15 protein-coding genes and 2 tRNA genes are annotated in these 14,673 nt (G+C 57.4%); 3 read left to right on the top strand and 14 right to left on the bottom strand.

All coding sequences use genetic code 11. The annotated features are described in order from the left end of the window. Window positions 1–203 precede the first annotated feature (203 nt). The 4 genes from DW937_RS08005 to DW937_RS07990 all read right to left on the bottom strand — a co-directional run bounded on the left by DW937_RS08005 (window position 204) and on the right by DW937_RS07990 (window position 1,638). A tRNA-His gene (locus DW937_RS08005) sits at window positions 204–280 on the bottom strand. A gap of 8 nt (window positions 281–288) precedes the next feature. Continuing rightward, a tRNA-Arg gene (locus DW937_RS08000) sits at window positions 289–362 on the bottom strand. 144 nt (window positions 363–506) lie between these two features. After that, window positions 507–1,043 (bottom strand): phosphatase PAP2 family protein, encoded by a 537-nt coding sequence (locus DW937_RS07995; protein WP_243111445.1) that lies wholly within the window; start codon window positions 1,041–1,043, stop codon window positions 507–509. Between the two features lie 31 nt (window positions 1,044–1,074). Next, complete coding sequence (locus tag DW937_RS07990; RefSeq protein WP_120120595.1) at window positions 1,075–1,638, bottom strand: DUF1643 domain-containing protein; 564 nt, start codon at window positions 1,636–1,638, stop codon at window positions 1,075–1,077. Between the two features lie 172 nt (window positions 1,639–1,810). On the opposite strand from DW937_RS07990, the gene DW937_RS07985 reads away from it, so the two are divergent. Together DW937_RS07985 and DW937_RS07980 are read left to right on the top strand one after the other, a co-directional pair. Next, complete coding sequence (locus DW937_RS07985) at window positions 1,811–3,736, top strand: BMP family ABC transporter substrate-binding protein (RefSeq protein WP_120120594.1); 1,926 nt, start codon at window positions 1,811–1,813, stop codon at window positions 3,734–3,736. Between the two features lie 37 nt (window positions 3,737–3,773). Next, window positions 3,774–4,430, top strand: a complete 657-nt coding sequence (locus DW937_RS07980; protein WP_097776402.1) for a metallophosphoesterase family protein — start codon at window positions 3,774–3,776, stop codon at window positions 4,428–4,430. Between the two features lie 132 nt (window positions 4,431–4,562). Here DW937_RS07980 and DW937_RS07975 read toward each other — a convergent pair whose 3' ends face one another. From DW937_RS07975 to DW937_RS07930, 10 genes are all read right to left on the bottom strand, one after another. Then, window positions 4,563–4,892 (bottom strand): DUF6465 family protein, encoded by a 330-nt coding sequence (locus DW937_RS07975; RefSeq protein WP_120120593.1) that lies wholly within the window; start codon window positions 4,890–4,892, stop codon window positions 4,563–4,565. Window positions 4,893–5,190: 298 nt separating this feature from the next. Further along, entirely contained in the window at window positions 5,191–5,670 is a 480-nt protein-coding gene (locus DW937_RS07970; RefSeq protein ID WP_120120592.1) for a hypothetical protein, read from the bottom strand. A gap of 246 nt (window positions 5,671–5,916) precedes the next feature. Beyond that, a complete protein-coding gene (locus tag DW937_RS07965; protein ID WP_120120591.1) occupies window positions 5,917–6,555 on the bottom strand; it encodes a GDSL-type esterase/lipase family protein in 639 nt (212 codons plus the stop codon). A gap of 6 nt (window positions 6,556–6,561) precedes the next feature. Then, the gene (locus DW937_RS07960; protein ID WP_120120590.1) at window positions 6,562–7,491 is read right to left on the bottom strand and encodes an ROK family protein; all 930 of its coding nucleotides are present in this window, start codon (window positions 7,489–7,491) and stop codon (window positions 6,562–6,564) included. Between the two features lie 15 nt (window positions 7,492–7,506). Continuing rightward, on the bottom strand, window positions 7,507–8,211 hold the full coding sequence (locus DW937_RS07955; RefSeq protein WP_097776405.1) for an N-acetylmannosamine-6-phosphate 2-epimerase: 705 nt from the start codon (window positions 8,209–8,211) through the stop codon (window positions 7,507–7,509). Window positions 8,212–8,214: 3 nt separating this feature from the next. Next, window positions 8,215–8,664 (bottom strand): YhcH/YjgK/YiaL family protein, encoded by a 450-nt coding sequence (locus DW937_RS07950; RefSeq protein ID WP_097776406.1) that lies wholly within the window; start codon window positions 8,662–8,664, stop codon window positions 8,215–8,217. 71 nt (window positions 8,665–8,735) lie between these two features. Then, window positions 8,736–9,665, bottom strand: coding sequence for a dihydrodipicolinate synthase family protein (locus tag DW937_RS07945; RefSeq protein ID WP_120120589.1), 930 nt, complete (start codon window positions 9,663–9,665; stop codon window positions 8,736–8,738). 253 nt (window positions 9,666–9,918) lie between these two features. Beyond that, complete coding sequence (locus DW937_RS07940) at window positions 9,919–10,893, bottom strand: carbohydrate ABC transporter permease (RefSeq protein WP_005944590.1); 975 nt, start codon at window positions 10,891–10,893, stop codon at window positions 9,919–9,921. Window positions 10,894–10,908: 15 nt separating this feature from the next. Beyond that, on the bottom strand, window positions 10,909–11,832 hold the full coding sequence (locus DW937_RS07935) for a sugar ABC transporter permease (protein ID WP_207666638.1): 924 nt from the start codon (window positions 11,830–11,832) through the stop codon (window positions 10,909–10,911). A 111-nt stretch (window positions 11,833–11,943) separates the two neighbouring features. Further along, complete coding sequence (locus DW937_RS07930; RefSeq protein WP_120020526.1) at window positions 11,944–13,293, bottom strand: ABC transporter substrate-binding protein; 1,350 nt, start codon at window positions 13,291–13,293, stop codon at window positions 11,944–11,946. 473 nt (window positions 13,294–13,766) lie between these two features. Here DW937_RS07930 and DW937_RS07925 point away from each other — a divergent pair, with 473 nt between their 5' ends. Then, the gene (locus DW937_RS07925) at window positions 13,767–14,612 is read left to right on the top strand and encodes a MurR/RpiR family transcriptional regulator (protein ID WP_120120588.1); all 846 of its coding nucleotides are present in this window, start codon (window positions 13,767–13,769) and stop codon (window positions 14,610–14,612) included. Window positions 14,613–14,673: the final 61 nt, after the last annotated feature.

The raw sequence follows: 14,673 nt of genomic DNA, 5'->3' as shown, positions 1-14,673 counted from the left end.
AAAAAATCCGCCGATGCAGAGCATCAGCACAGCATTTGTCTTGGTAGACATTCCTACTGATTGGAACCCGCAGGCTAACCAACAGCCCACTGGGCTGTTGGTTGCTCTGCCGCTGATGCGTCAGAGCCGCCTTGTTCGAGCCCCACTGGGCACCCCGCCAAATAAAAAAATCCGCTGATGCAAAGCATCAGCGGATTTTTTGGTGGGGTGCCCAGTGGGACTCGAACCCACGGTCTCCAGATCCACAATCTGGCGCGTTAACCGACTACGCTATGGGCACCACATAGATGCGCCCGAAGGGACTCGAACCCCCGGCCCACTGCTTAGAAGGCAGTTGCTCTATCCACCTGAGCTACGGGCGCACGTTGTAATCCCATGGGTTCCATTATGGCGGCAGCTGTGTGTCGGCACACGCTGCGAGAAGTATAATACCATACAGGCCCCATTCTGTCAAGCAAAAAATGCAAAAATCTTTTTTCTTTTTTCAAAGCCCGCAAAGCACTGCTTTACAGCAGCCACATGCCCGCAAAGCCCAAAGCAAAGCCAAGCGCGGCTCCGCCCACGACATCGCGGATATGGTGCACGCCGGTCAGCACACGGCCAACACAGATGAGCACCGTGATGCCCACCATCACCCAGCCCGCCTTCGGGTAGAAATACATCCATACCATGGCCAGCACGGAAGCGCTCAGCGCGTGGCGGGAGGGGAAGGAGTGTCCCCGGGTCTCCTTGTGCCGCAGCGGTTCAAAGCCGGGCTGTTCATAGGGACGCGGCAGGTTCAGCCTGTCCCGCAGGATGGTGCCGCCCCAGAAGGTAAGCCCCGGCACGAACACCGTCCGCGCAATGACGGCGGTGAGATCCAGCGCGGCTTGACGCTGACTGCCCAGCAGCCGAAACAGCCGGACGTTCAGCAGGCAGAGCAGCACCGGATAACATACAAAAGGGATGAGCGGCAGCCAGCGGTCCAGTGCCACCACACAGCGCTTGGCTGTGGGGTGGACATCCATCCAGCTGTGCAGGGCGTGATAATGTTCTGCGGTCAAAAAGATCCCTCCGCATCGGGCACCTGAAAAATTAAAAGCAGGTGTTCAGATAATTTTCCACATCAAAGGGTTCCGGGGTGGAATCCTTGCGCAGGTACAGCGGGTGGTGGGGGTGGCCCTTTTTGCTGCGCCGGCCAAAGGTGATCCACGGGATCTCCCGTTCCCGCGTCAGGGCCACCATCTCCCGCATCAGGCCGGGCAGATAGTCCCGCTTTTCGATCAGCGTGCCCCACGCTGCCCACATGGTGGGTTCGGTCTGGGCCAGAACTGCCCGGAGCCAGCGCAGATTTTCGTCGCACAGGGCACGGTCCGGCACACGGTCCATATCGTTTGGGTCGGTGGCGCGCTGGGGATACACGTTGAACATGATCCAGCTGTCAAAGCCGTTGGCGGCGGCAAGGCGCTCCACACTTTTCAAGGTGGGATCCAGCGCACCGGGCTGGGCGGTGCTGGGGTTGATGCCAATGCATACCAGCGGGTGGGTGCCAATGCGGCCCAGTATGTAACGGTAAGGCTGATATGTATGCGGCTCGTAATACCAGATGCCGCCGGGATATTCGTCGGCCTTGAGTACGGGGATCTGTTCGGTCTGCATGGAAAGAATGCTCCTATCATTGTTTGCTTTCTATTATCGTACCTGAAACTGCAGGATAAATCAACTCTTTTGTGCGGAAAATCCTCCCATAAAATCAAATTTCATGGTATACTAAAGAAGGACGCTGCGGCAGCTGGCTGCAGCGCATTGCAGCTGAGAAAAAGGAGCAACTATGCTGGAAGATTACAAGAACGCACTGAAGAGCGGCCAGCGCGCTTACCGTGCCTGTGTGGCGCGCGGCCAGTCGCCGTATCTTGCGGTGCTGGACGATATTCTGGTCAATGTGAACATCGTGGCGCAGGAGCCGCTGGGCCTTGTGGAGATCCCGGCGGAAAGCATCGTCGGCACAAAGACCAGCGGCCGTCACACCGCCTTTGCACCGAACTTTATGCCCCTGCTGGAGCCGGACACCGAGTTTGCAGGCAAGTGGTCGAACCTCTGCGATGCGCATTTGGAAGAAGGCATCCACACCCCCATCATCGCCTACGAGTTCCTGAACAAATTCTATGTGCAGGAAGGCAACAAGCGGGTATCGGTGCTCAAGTATTTTGATGCGGTCAGGATCGCGGGCACGGTCACGCGGCTCGTCCCGGAACGGAACGACAGTCTGGAAAACCGTATCTACTACGAATTTCTGGATTTTTACAAGCTCTCCAAGGTCAACGATGTGCATTTCTCCCGTCTGGGGGGTTACGCAAAATTGCAGACGCTGGTGTGCAAGGCCAGCGGTGAAAGTTGGACGGATGATGACCGGCTGAGCTTTTCCGCCTTCTATACCATGTTCCGCCAGCAGTTTCTGGCTCTGGGCGGCGGCGGACTGAATCTGACTGCCGGCGATGCCATGCTGGTGTATCTGTCGGTCTACCGTTACGCGGATGCCTGCGAGAGCACGCCCAGCCAGATGAAGCAGAATCTGGAAAAGCTGTGGGATGAGGTGAAGGTGCTCACCGAGCCGCAGGCCGTGGCCCTTTCGCTGGAGCCGAAGCAGGGCCCCGGTGAACCGCTGCTGGCAAAGCTGAACATCTTTACAAAGCCCAGTGAGCTGAAGGTGGTGTTCCTGCACGAGCACAACGCCGAAAACAGCGCATGGGTACGCGCCCACGACAAGGGCATCGAAGCACTGCAGCAGGCGTTCCCGGACCGGGTATTCATCACCCGCAAAGAGAACATCGAGCCTGAGGTGGACGCGGAGCAGGTGCTGGAGGATGTGGCTCACGACAATGCCGACGTGGTGTTCACCTCAAGTGCCCGGATGCATACCGCCTGCCTGAAGGTGGCGGCCCAGCACCCCAAGACCCGCATCCTGAACTGCTCGCTCAACGCGCCGCACCCGCTGGTGCGCACCTACTATCCCCGCACGTATGAAGTGACCTATCTGCTGGGAATGCTGGCCGGCGTGATGGCAAGGACCGACCGCGTGGGCTATGTGGCGGCAAACCCGGTGTATGGCATCCCGGCGGCAGTAAACGCCTATGCGCAGGGCCTGAAGACCGTGCGCCCGGACGCAAAGGTGGTGCTGCGCTGGGCCTGCCTGCCGGACCCGGCACACCCGCTGGATTTCTCTGACCGGCCGGATGTGGAGATCTTCTATGCCCGCGATAACCGCGAGCCGGAAGGCACCCACCGGGACTACGGTCTGTGCCGCCGCCAGCCGGACGGCACCCTGCAGCCGCTGGGCCTGCCGGTGTGGCGGTGGGATACCTTTTATACCGAGATCATCCGTTCCATTTTTGACGGAGCGTGGGACAACGATGCAGCGGGAGCCAGAGCCGTGAATTACTGGTGGGGGATGCGCAGCGGCGCAGAGGAGATCGATTACAGCAAAGACCTGCCCGCAGGCACTTTACAGCTGCTGGACCTGATGGAAAAGATGCTGAGCGAGAACGACCTGCGCATCTTCCCGGAAGATCTGTACGCGCAGGGGCATGTGCTGCACTCGCCGGAGGCCGTGGTCTACAGTCCCAAGGAATTGATGGAGATGGACTGGCTGGACGAATGCGTGGAAGGTGCGCTGCCGCACTACGATGAATTGGATGTAAAAACGCATACGCTGATGGCGATCAACGGCCTCAATACCCTGAAAGGGTTTGTGAAATAAGCGGCCCTCAGGCCGAGAGAGAACGGAGCAAACCGATGTGAAAATTCTTGCAATTTCGGATGTGCCCTCTAAAGCACTGTGGGACTACGGTACCCGCGAACATCTGGAAGGCATCGACCTGATCCTTTCCTGCGGGGATCTGCCGCAGAAGTATCTGGAATATCTTACGAACTTTACGGCTGCGCCCATCTTGTATGTCCACGGCAACCACGACGGCAGTTACAGGGAAAATGAACCTGGCGGATGCATTTGTGTGGACGACAGCGTGTATGTGTGGAAGGGCCTGCGCATTATGGGACTGGGCGGCAGCATCCGCTACAATAACCGGGAGGACAGCTTCCAGTATACGGAAAGGGAAATGCGCCGCCGTGTGCGCAAACTCTGGCGCAAGGCCCATCATGTGGGCGGCATCGACCTGCTGCTCACCCACTCCCCGGCGGCTGGCCTGAACGACAGCACGGATCATGCTCACAAGGGCTTTGCGTGCTTCAATGATCTGATGGATGAATACGAGCCGCAGTGGTTCGTGCACGGCCATGTGCACCTGAACTATGATGCAAAGCTGCCGCGCGTGTGCACCCGCGGCAAGACCACCGTGATCAACGCTACCGAGCGCTATGTGTTCGAGATCCCGGACCCGGACCCCGTGATCCAGCATCATCCGATCTGGAAAAGATGGTTTGATGTAAAATGAAAAGCTGCCCTGCATTTTTGGATGCAGGGCAGCTTTTTTACGGTTTAAAATGGAGCCTTGTGTGGGAACGGACAACCTGCCGCAAAACAGGTGCGGAGTGCTTTGCAGCAGGAGAAAAGAATACAGGAAAAGTTACAGCTCCAGCTTGCCGGAGACTTTGTTGATCACGTAATAGGCAGCGTCTTCCTCGGGCTTGACGTATACCTTGCAGGATTGCACGCCAACCTTGTGGGTAGCGCGGTAATCGGCCTTGGCACGGTCGATGATATCGGTCACGTTATACTGCTTGCCGCTGAACTCCACATACAGCTCCGGTGCAAGCGGAGGACGGCCGCGGCGTGCAGGGGCCTTGGCAGATTTACGGGTCTTAGACTCCTTGGTCTCAGCGGTAGACTCCTTGGCCTCAGCGGCAGGAGCTTCCACAGCAGGAGCAGCCGCTGCGGTCTTTTTCTTTTCGGGCATAGATAAACCCCTCCTTGATCGTATTTGGATGCTGCACAGGGGGCTGCACAGCATTGGCTCCATGAAATATATTACTTATATAATAAGTTTTTAGAAATGGTTTGTAAAGTCTTTTTTGCAAAAAACTTTCGGAAAAAGGCAGGAAATCAGGTGTGAAACTCACTGGAATGCATTTTGATGCAGCAGTATTACGGAACTGCCACAAAAACACGCAAAAAAGGCGGACCTTTCTGGTTTGTGCCGGGAACGCTCCCGCTACAAACCCGGCGGGTAAAAGCGGCGGCTTTCCGGCCCGGATTTACTCCCGGCAAAGCTCCTCGGCGTGTTGCACAACAGGGGTAAGAAGCTCCTCGTCCCAGTCCTCGGCAAGGGTGAACAGCAGCTGATAAACGGCGGCCTGCGCCTGACCCTGCGGGTGCTTTTGGGCCAGCGCAAACGCGGCAGAAAGCATTTGCAGCTTGAGGGTGCGGATACTCTCGGGCGCAGCCCACAGGCGAACAAAATCGTAATCGTTCGTGTTGCCGCAGGGCATGGCACAGGTGGCGCAGCCCGGGGCAACGCGGTGCTTTTCAGTCTGGACGATGGCAAGCATCCGCTGCAGCCTTTCCTCCGGTGCATCCGGCTGCGCGGCAAGGCGCAGACCGGCGTTCAGCACCTCGTCGGTGTCGTCCGTTTTGGGCTCGCTGGTGGTGGCCCTTGCAAGGCCCACAAGGGCACCCAAAAGGGTATCTCTTGCCTGCTGAGCAGGGGTGACAGGCGCTTTTAAAAGTTCAGGCATGGCACAGTTCCTTTCAATGGTTCTTTCTGCGGAAAGTATAGCCGATTCTGCTATGTTTTACAAGATGAACAAAACAGAAATTAAAAATAAAATATAGGCTGCTTGTGAGTTTGATGCCGTTTGTGGTTATGACCCTATTTCGTGAAAAAAGTTCTCAAAAAGCCCGCAGGCTTTTTGAGAACCCAATAAAAATAATAATTCCGCTAAAGATGCTCAGAGCGAAGCGGAGAGCATTTAAAATCGTGCTCAGATCAGGCCCGGCACTTCTTTTGCCAGAAGCTCCGCCAGCTGTGCGTGGCCCTTGCGGGTCAGGTGCATGAAATCCACCTTGTTGAACTCGCAGTCCTTTGCATCGAGGAAGTGCACGCCCTGCCGCTCGCAGATGATGCGGAGCTGCCCGGCTACACCGGCAGATTTTTCCACACAGCCATTGCCCATCACAGCATCGTGGAAGCCTGCACCGATGGGAGGAGGTGCCACCACCAGAATGTTGGGCTGTTTGGTGCCCCAGCAGTCTACGCTCTTGGCTTTGAGGATGAGCCGCTCCATGCCTGCAGCAATGCAGGCGGCATTGGCACCAAAGCGCTCCTTGACATCATTCGTGCCCAGCATGATGATGAGCAGGTCGATGACCTCGTGGCTCTTGAGCAGGGCATAGATAACGCTGAGGGCATCCATGGATTCGTGGATGGGGTCCACAAATACGGTGGTGCGGCCGGAAAGTCCCTCTTCGGTCACAAGGTATTCGTCGCCCAGCGCCTTCTGCAGGCGGCAGGTCCAGCGCTCCTCTTCATTGAAGCGGATGCCGTGGTCGGCGCAGTCGTTTGGGTCGGCACAGTAGCCGTGGGTGTTGGAATCGCCCAGACAGAGGATATGTGTTTTCATATATGATTACTCCTTTTCCATGGTCTGCCGGAAGTAGTACACTGCGCCCACCATACCGGCGTCGTTGTGCAGCTGAGCGGCGCGCACTTCCAGCCCCTCTGCAAAGGCGGGCATGACCGATGCTTTTACCTTTGCGGCAATGGGTTCGATCAGCAGTTTCTGCTGCGCGCTCACGCCGCCGCCGATCAGAATGAGTTGCGGGTTGAAGATGTGCACCATGCCTGCAAGGCCCTGTGCGATCTCGTCCGTCCAGTGGTCCAGCAGGGCAAGAACTGTCTCGTTGCCTGCTTCGGCTGCGGCAAAGATGGCGCGGCCATCCTTCCAATCGGGGCTCTTTTCCTGTGCTGCGCGCACCAGCGCGGTGGTGGCAGCGTAGCGTTCCCAGCAGCCCTTTGCGCCGCAGGTGCAGTCCACACCGTCCAGTGCGTGGGTGCGGTAGTGACCCAGCTCACCGCCAAGGCCCCGTGCACCCTCTAACAAATGGCCTCCGGTCAGGATGCCGCCGCCCACGCCGGTGCCAAGGGTCACACCGATCACGTCCGTATAGCCCTGTGCAGCGCCGACCCACACTTCACCCAGCGTCATGCAGTTGGCGTCGTTGGCCACTGTGACGGGCAGGCCGAAGTCCTTTTCCAGCGCAGCCTTGATAGGGCTGCCGATGTAATTGGGAAAGTTGCCGCAGGTACCGGCCACGATGCCCTTGCGGCTGTCGATCTGACCGGTGGCTGAAACGCCGATGCCCGCAAGGCTTTCCACCGGGATGGAATTTGTAGTCAAAAACTCCTTTGCGGCCTTGCGCACGGTGGTGAGAACAGGCGTCTGGTAGCCGTCAAAACTGACACTCTCTTCGCCCTTGAGCAGCACCCTGCCGGTCTCATCCACGATGCCCAGCTTGACGGCAGTGCCGCCGATATCAATGCCAAAATACTGTTTCATCCGGCACACTCCATTTTACTTTTTTGCAGCGTTGATGGCACCGGTAAAGCGGGCCGTGATTTCTGCCGGGCGGGTGATGGCACCGCCCACCACCAGTGCGAATGCACCGGCTTCCAGCGCCTTGACCGCCTGCTCCGGGTAGTGGATGTGGCCCTCGGCAATGACCTTTGCCGGGCACTCTGCGGCCAGCTTATGGACAAAATCAAAGTCGATATCGTCAATGCCTTTTGTCTCCGGGGTGTAGCCGCGCATGGTGGTGCCCACAAAGTCGGCACCGGCTTCGGCGCAGGCCATGGCGTTCTCAAAGTTGTCGCAGTCGGCCATCACCAGCTGGTCGGGATACTTTGCCTTGATGGCGCGGATGAACTGGGCAGAGGTGGAGCCGTCCGGGCGCAGAGCACCGGTGCCCTGCACGGCAAGGATGTCCACGCCGCAGGCTACCAGCTCGTCCACTTCCTTCATGGTAACGGTGATGTACATGGGCGTGCCGGGGTAGTCTTTTTTGATGATGCCGATGACCGGCAGGTCCACCACCTGCTTGATCTGGGTGATGTCGCGCACGGTGTTGGCACGGATGCCCACAGCACCGCTCATGGCGGCGGCTTTCGCCATCAGCGGCATCACGCCGCCTTCTTTCGTGTACAGGGGCTCCGTCTCCAGTGCCTGACAGGAGACGATCAGACCACCCTTGATCTGAGCAAACAGTTTTTCCTTATCCATCGTTCAATCCTCCATCCGAATCTTTACAACAGCCTTGCGCACGCCCACACAGCCGTGCTGTACAAGGCCGGGTTTGTGCAGCTCAGTAGGGAAGAACAGCACAAAGCGTCCCTCGCCCAGTGTGCCGGTCACGACACTGGCGCTGTCCTGAAAACCGCAGTCGCCGGTAAAATCGCCGATCTCCCTGCCGGGATTTGTGGTAAAGCCCCAGCCCTCGCTGCCGGTGATGTCGAGCTGCAGGTCGGCGTACTTTTTGTGATATTCCGGGTGGTAGCCGTGGTCGGAATGGAGCGTGGCATCCATCGTGTTGATAAAAACTTCCTCGCCATCCACCTCGGTGCGGCCCAGCGGCAGGCTGGCAGGGTCGTGGGTCAGCAGGTAATCAATGGCCGTGTCGAGATTTTTGCAAAGGCCCTTGTAGCGCGTCAGGTGCTGCAGGGTATCACAGATCATAAAACGTCCCTCCAAAAACAAGCGCCCGCTCTCCCCTCTGAAAAGAGACGGAGAGGGGCGCTGCTTCAATTTTACAGTTTTGCGATGGCAGCTTCGATCATGGCCTGTGCTTCGGCCACGATGGCTTCATCTTCCGGAATCAGGCCGGGCATCGGCTCACGCACGCCGCCCAGCTCCAGACCGTACATCCGGCGCAGGATCTCCTTCTGCACGGCGTACAGGTTGCCGTGGGCTTCGCACATCTTGTAGATGATGCGGTCGGCCTCGTACTGGATGGCGCGTGCGGCTTCGATCTCGCCCTTGTTGATGTGCTCGTTCATGGCCAGATACAGCTCCGGCATAACAGCGTAGGTGCCGCCGATGCCGCCGTCTGCGCCGATCACGCGGCCGGAAACGAACTGCTCATCGGGGCCGTTGAACACCACAAAGTTCCCCTTGCCGCGGGCGGCGATGCCGGCATCCTTAAACATCTGGATGTCCTGCGTGGGCATGGAGCTGTTCTTCACAGCCACTACATTGGGGTTCTTGAGCATTTCCTTCAGCAGGCTCATGGTCAGACCGGTGCCTGCCAGCTGCGGGATGTTGTAGATGACGAACTCGGTGTTGGGAGCAGCAGCGGACATATCGTTCCAGTACTTTGCAATGGCGTACTCCGGCAGGTGGAAGTAGATGGGAGGAATGGATGCAATGGCATCCACGCCCACGCTCTCGGCATGGCGGGCCAGCTCCACGCTGTCGGCGGTATTGTTGCAGCCGACATGCGCAATGACGGTCAGCTTGCCCTTGGCTTCGCTCATCACGGCTTCCAGAACGGCCTTGCGCTCATCCACGTGCTGGTAGATGCACTCGCCGGAGGAACCGCCTACATACACGCCCTTGACGCCTTTGGCGATCAGATGGCGGGTAAGGGCCTTGACACCCTCGGTGGAAATGTTGCCCTCTGCGTCGTAGCAGGCGTAAAAAGCAGGAATAACACCCTGATATTTTTTGATATCTTTCATGTTCCAAACCCTTCTTTAAAAATAGTAATAAATACAGATGAAATGGTTTTGCATCAAGCTCGTACGCTTTCTGTTCCGGGCAGCGGCATCAGCGCCCTCTTGCGGTGCCCTGCATCCGCTTCGGCCCTTGGGCGGGCCTTGCGTCTTGCAGACCGCTGCGCCAAAAATCCCTCCCTGCATGCCCCTTTTTGTCGCTGCGCGACATCTTCCCCCGGCCGGGGGAAGTCTTTGCCCGCAGGCGGCGGTCGGGATTTTAGCCCTTAACAGCACCCATTGCGATGCCCTTGGTAAAGTACTTCTGGAAAATGAGGAAGATGATGATGATAGGCACAGCAGCCAGTGCGGCACCTGCCATGATCAGGCCAAAGTCGGTGCTGTTCTCAGCCTGCAGCTTTGCAATGCCCAGCGAGATGGTCAGGTTGCTGGTGCTGGACAGCATGATCAACTGCATGAAGTAGTCGTTCCAGCTGTTGATGAAGGTAAAGATGGCCAGTGCACCGATGCCCGGCTTGACCATGGGCAGCACGATGTCGATGAAGGTCTTGGCCTCGCTTGCACCGTCGATGCGGGCCGCTTCCAGCATCTCAGTGGGGATGCCCTCACTGAACTGCTTCATCAGGAACACACCAAAGGGCCAGCCCACAATGGGGAAGATGACGGCCCAGATGGTGTTGTACAGGTTCAGGCTGCTCATTTCGCGCAGCAGGGGGATCAGAATGACCTGCTTGGGCAGAGCCATTGCACACACGATGAGGGTGAACAGCAGCTTGCGGCCTACAAAGCGCTTTTTTGCCAGTGCATAGCCGGCCATGGCGGCGGTGATGCAGGTGAGGATCATGGACATGACGGCCATGAACACGGTGTTGATCATCCAGCGGATGGCAGCGGGAGCGGTGGGGCCTACCGAGAAGTAGATGGGCTCGCCGTTAGCGCTGAACTTGGAGCCAAAGGGCACAGCCAGCTGCCACAGCGGGGCGCTCTTGCCGGAGAACAGTTTCTGATAGTTTGTCAGCACCCACTGGCTGGGCCACCATTCCGGGGTGGTGGCGTTGATGGCGGCACCGGTCTTGAAGGAACCGGTGATGATCCAGTACAGCGGGAAGGCGAACAGCACCGCAACGATGCTGATGAGGATCAGCGTCAGGATCATGTAGGCACTCATTCTCTTGAGCTTGCTGGGGTGACGCTTCAACGGTTTTTGCTTTTTTGCAGCGGCATTTGCACTCATTGTCCGGCACCTCCTTTAATTATCCTGGTTGCCCAGCTTGAACTGGACAGCCGACAGAATGGCGATGATGACTGCCAGCACCACACCCATTGCGTTGCCGTAGCCGTAGCGGTACAGCTTGAAGGCGGTGTAGTAGATGTAGTACATGATGGTATCGGTGCTGTGGTTGGGGCCGCCGGAAGTCAGCAGCTGGATCAGCGCAAAGCACTGGAAGGAGTTGATGGTGGTAATGACCAGAATGTACAGGGTGGTGGGCATGATGGCGGGCCACTTGATCTTCCAGAAGCACTGGAAATCGGTGGCACCGTCCACTTCTGCGGCTTCCACGATGGACTGGTCCACATTGCCCAGAGCGGAAACGTACAGCACGATGGGCTGGCCCACAGAGGTGGTGAGCAGGATCAGGATAATGCAGCCCAGAGCAAAGCGCTCATCGCCCAGCCAGTTGATGTTCTTGTCAATGAGGCCCAGAGTCTTGCCCAGATAGTTGAAGATGCCATAGTAGTTGTTGTACATCCACTTCCACACCACGGTAACAGCCACAGAGCCGGTGACCACGGGCAGGTAGAACACGCAACGGAAAAGGCTGGTAGCCCACTCGGGCAGGTCTACGATGGCAGAGGAGACCCACAGCGAGAAGGCGCAGGTCACGGGCACGGACACCACCACGATGATGAAGGTGTTCTTCAGAGCACCCAGAAAGATGGGGTCTGTGAACAGTTCTTTGTAGTTTGCAAGGCCCACAAAGATATCGGCACGGTTCATGGTGGAATCGAAGAAGCTGGTCACCACGCACAGCACCATGGGGTAAATGACGAAGCCCAGAAAGAAGATCAGGCTGGGCAGCAGGAAACAGTAGGAGGCAAAGGTCTCGCGCCGTACCAGCGCACTGCTGCGCTTAGGCTCTTTGATCGCCGTTTTTGCAGCCAAGGGGATCACCGTTCCTTTCAGTTATGATTTTTTTTTTACAAATAAAGCCCCTCCCTCGTCGGGGTCTTCGAGGAAGGGGCGAAGAATCAGTAATTATCTGCCCCTGGCAGAACGGATGCGTTATGCCTGTGCGGCAGCGTTTGCGTTGTCCACAAAGGTCTTGACGGCAGTCTCGACATCCTCACCGGAGCCGACGCGCTGCAGCATGTTCCACCACTCGGTACGTGCGGTTGCCCAGCCCGGAGTGATCTGGTAGTAGTCGCCCAGATAAGCCATGAACTTGCTGTACTCGCTCATGATCTCGTTGTCGGCGTAGATATCGCCCACGCTGGTGCGGACCGGGAAGTAGGTGGAAGCCAGCACACTGTCCTTGACCTGATCGGGGTCGGCAGCGATGAAGTCGATGAAGGTCTTGGCTGCTTCGATCTTGGCCTCGTCGCCGTTATCAAAGATGCCGAAGCCCCAGATGCCGCCGCACAGCTTCGGGTCGCCGCTTTCGGTGGGGAAGGCCATGGGGAAGATCTCGTCGCCATCGTTGGTCAGACCGGCGGCGTTGTTGTCGCTGTTGGCCTGCTGTGCAATGTTCCAGCAGAAAGCCATCTGCAGGGTGCCGTTGCGGAACAGGGTGATCTCGTCGCCGCCTGCGATGGAAGCGTCAAAGTTGATGCCCTTGGTGTCGTGCAGGGTCTGGATCGCCTTGATGTTCTCGGCGGAGTCGGCAGTGTACTTGGTGTGAGCTGCATCGGTAAAGGTGCCGCCGTACATGTTGTTGATGATGGCGCGGGTGCCCTGGTCGCCGCCCTGACCTGCGCAGTAGATGGCTGCAACGTTCTCGTAACCGCCGTTGTACAGGGCATCAACGGTCTTCAGGAAGCCGTCGGTGCTCCAGGTGTGCTTGTCGGTATCGATGTACTGGTCAGCGCCCACTTCCTTGACCTTGGTCATGTTCACGGCCATGCAGTGTGCGGTCATGCACAGGGGATACTCGTAGTAGTTGCCGGCAGTGTCCTTGCAGGCGGACTCCACGGACTCGTAAATGTCCTTCTTGGCATCGTCGGTCCACAGGTCGTTCAGCGGAGCCATAACGCCCTTTGCGCCCCAGTTTGCAACCAGACGCTCGGGACCTTCCATGATCAGATCAGGTGCGCTGCCGCCCTCGATAGCGGTGTTCACCTGATCGTCGCCGTTGGTGTAGTCCAGATACTCCACAGTGACCTTGATGTCAGGATACTTTGCGTTGAAGCTGGAAACCAGACCCTGAACGGTGTCGTCATTGCCCCAGCCGCCGATGGGGTATGTCCACAGCTTGATGCTGGTGGAAGAAGCAGCTGCGCTTGCAGCGGTAGAACCTGCGGTGGAAGCAGCAGTGCTGGTGCTTGCAGAAGAGCCGCCGCATGCGGCCAGAGCGCCGGCTGCGCCCAGAATGCCAGCGGCCTTCAGGAACGAACGGCGGGAAATGCAGTTTTTCATAGTAGTTTCTCCTTCGCATTCAAGATGCTTCACGTTGTTGGCGGCCTGCCGTGCCAGCGACCGCTCTTGATGGCTCCATTATAGAAAAATATTTTCATTTTGTCCATTCATGGTTTTCATAAATTTTCAGAATGACAGTGTGCATTGTGCACAAAAGTGTGGGATATATGTTGAAATGCAAAGAAAATCTTGCTTTACTCTTCTGAAATTATTACAAAATGGTACAAACCCACCGAAACGATAGTGAAAATGTTTTTCTAAACAAAAATGCAAAATTGAAAGATATTTTCACAGAATGGCCGTTTTTTCCGCCAAAACTGTGTGCTCTGCACAGAACTGCGGGCCAAAATGTGGGCAATGCGTCTCTTGCGAAGCGGGGACGATTCTTTTATACTTTTTATAAAGGTGAATGAAACGGTCGGCAGCTGATCCGGGTCGGTGGACTGCTGTGCCGGAAAAGAGGAAAAAGAAAAATGGCAACGAATTTTTGGGAGCTGCTGCAGCAGCATCAGGGCGACCTGACAAAATCGGGCCGCACCGTGGCGGACTATCTTGTGCAGCACGCGGCAGAGGCACAGTATCTGTCCATCTCCTCGCTGGCAAAGGAGTGCTGTGTGGCAGAGGCAACGGTGTTCCGCTTCTGCCGGGCGCTGGGGTTTGAGGGCTATCATGAAATGCGCATTGCGCTGGCGCAGGCCAACGCCACCGGTGCACTGGTCAACCAGCATGTGCCGGAGCCGGATGCCGACACGGCAGCTTTGTGCGAGCACGCCAGCGCCCTGCTGATGACTACTATCAACGGCACCCAGAACAATCTTTCGCCGGAGGCGGTGGACAAGGCTTCGGAGCTGATGCACAAGGCCCGGCAGGTGTACTGCCTTGGTCAGGGCGGCAGCATGTATATTGCAAATGATATCTGCGCCCGCTTTGCCTGCATCTCCACCAAGTTCCGCACGGCAGGCGACAGCCATATGCAGCTGATCACGGCCAGCCTGATGACCCCGGAGGATGTGGTGCTGTTCGTTTCCTATTCCGGCGCTACCCGCGATATGCTGGAAACGCTGCGCGCGGCCAAGGCGGCGGGCGCAAAGATCATTCTGCTCACCCATTATGAGGATTCGCCCGGCGCAAAGCTGGCGGATATCGTGCTGCTGTGTGGTGCGCAGGAAAGCCCGCTGGACTCCGGCAACATCCCGGTCAAGGTGGCGCTGCTGTATGTGGCTGAAGTGCTGGTGCTGCGCTACACCATGGACGACCCCGAAAATGCCAACGCCGCACAAGATCGCACCAGTGAAGCACTGGCGGTCAAAATGCTGTAAAAATATTGCCCGCAAGGCCCCTGCAGATCCCGTGTTCTGCGGGGGCCTTGGCATATCCGGA

Source organism: Faecalibacterium sp. AM43-5AT (assembly GCF_003603345.1).
GTDB classification, from domain to species: Bacteria; Bacillota; Clostridia; order Oscillospirales; family Ruminococcaceae; genus Faecalibacterium; species Faecalibacterium taiwanense.
Note: the sequence above shows the minus strand (reverse complement) of the source record. Positions and strands in the feature narration are given on the sequence as shown.

Excerpts from the sequence above, each read along its gene's own strand:
- DW937_RS07950 (WP_097776406.1), bottom strand. The coding sequence starts at position 8,664 with ATGATCTGTGATACCCTGCAGCACCTGACGCGCTACAAGGGCCTTTGC.
- DW937_RS07925 (WP_120120588.1), top strand. The coding sequence starts at position 13,767 with ATGGCAACGAATTTTTGGGAGCTGCTGCAGCAGCATCAGGGCGACCTG.
- DW937_RS07990 (WP_120120595.1), bottom strand. The coding sequence starts at position 1,638 with ATGCAGACCGAACAGATCCCCGTACTCAAGGCCGACGAATATCCCGGC.
- DW937_RS07940 (WP_005944590.1), bottom strand. The coding sequence starts at position 10,893 with ATGAGTGCAAATGCCGCTGCAAAAAAGCAAAAACCGTTGAAGCGTCAC.
- DW937_RS07960 (WP_120120590.1), bottom strand. The coding sequence starts at position 7,491 with ATGAAACAGTATTTTGGCATTGATATCGGCGGCACTGCCGTCAAGCTG.
- DW937_RS07955 (WP_097776405.1), bottom strand. The coding sequence starts at position 8,211 with ATGGATAAGGAAAAACTGTTTGCTCAGATCAAGGGTGGTCTGATCGTC.
- DW937_RS07985 (WP_120120594.1), top strand. The coding sequence starts at position 1,811 with ATGCTGGAAGATTACAAGAACGCACTGAAGAGCGGCCAGCGCGCTTAC.
- DW937_RS07965 (WP_120120591.1), bottom strand. The coding sequence starts at position 6,555 with ATGAAAACACATATCCTCTGTCTGGGCGATTCCAACACCCACGGCTAC.
- DW937_RS07945 (WP_120120589.1), bottom strand. The coding sequence starts at position 9,665 with ATGAAAGATATCAAAAAATATCAGGGTGTTATTCCTGCTTTTTACGCC.
- DW937_RS07930 (WP_120020526.1), bottom strand. The coding sequence starts at position 13,293 with ATGAAAAACTGCATTTCCCGCCGTTCGTTCCTGAAGGCCGCTGGCATT.
- DW937_RS07975 (WP_120120593.1), bottom strand. The coding sequence starts at position 4,892 with ATGCCCGAAAAGAAAAAGACCGCAGCGGCTGCTCCTGCTGTGGAAGCT.
- DW937_RS07970 (WP_120120592.1), bottom strand. The coding sequence starts at position 5,670 with ATGCCTGAACTTTTAAAAGCGCCTGTCACCCCTGCTCAGCAGGCAAGA.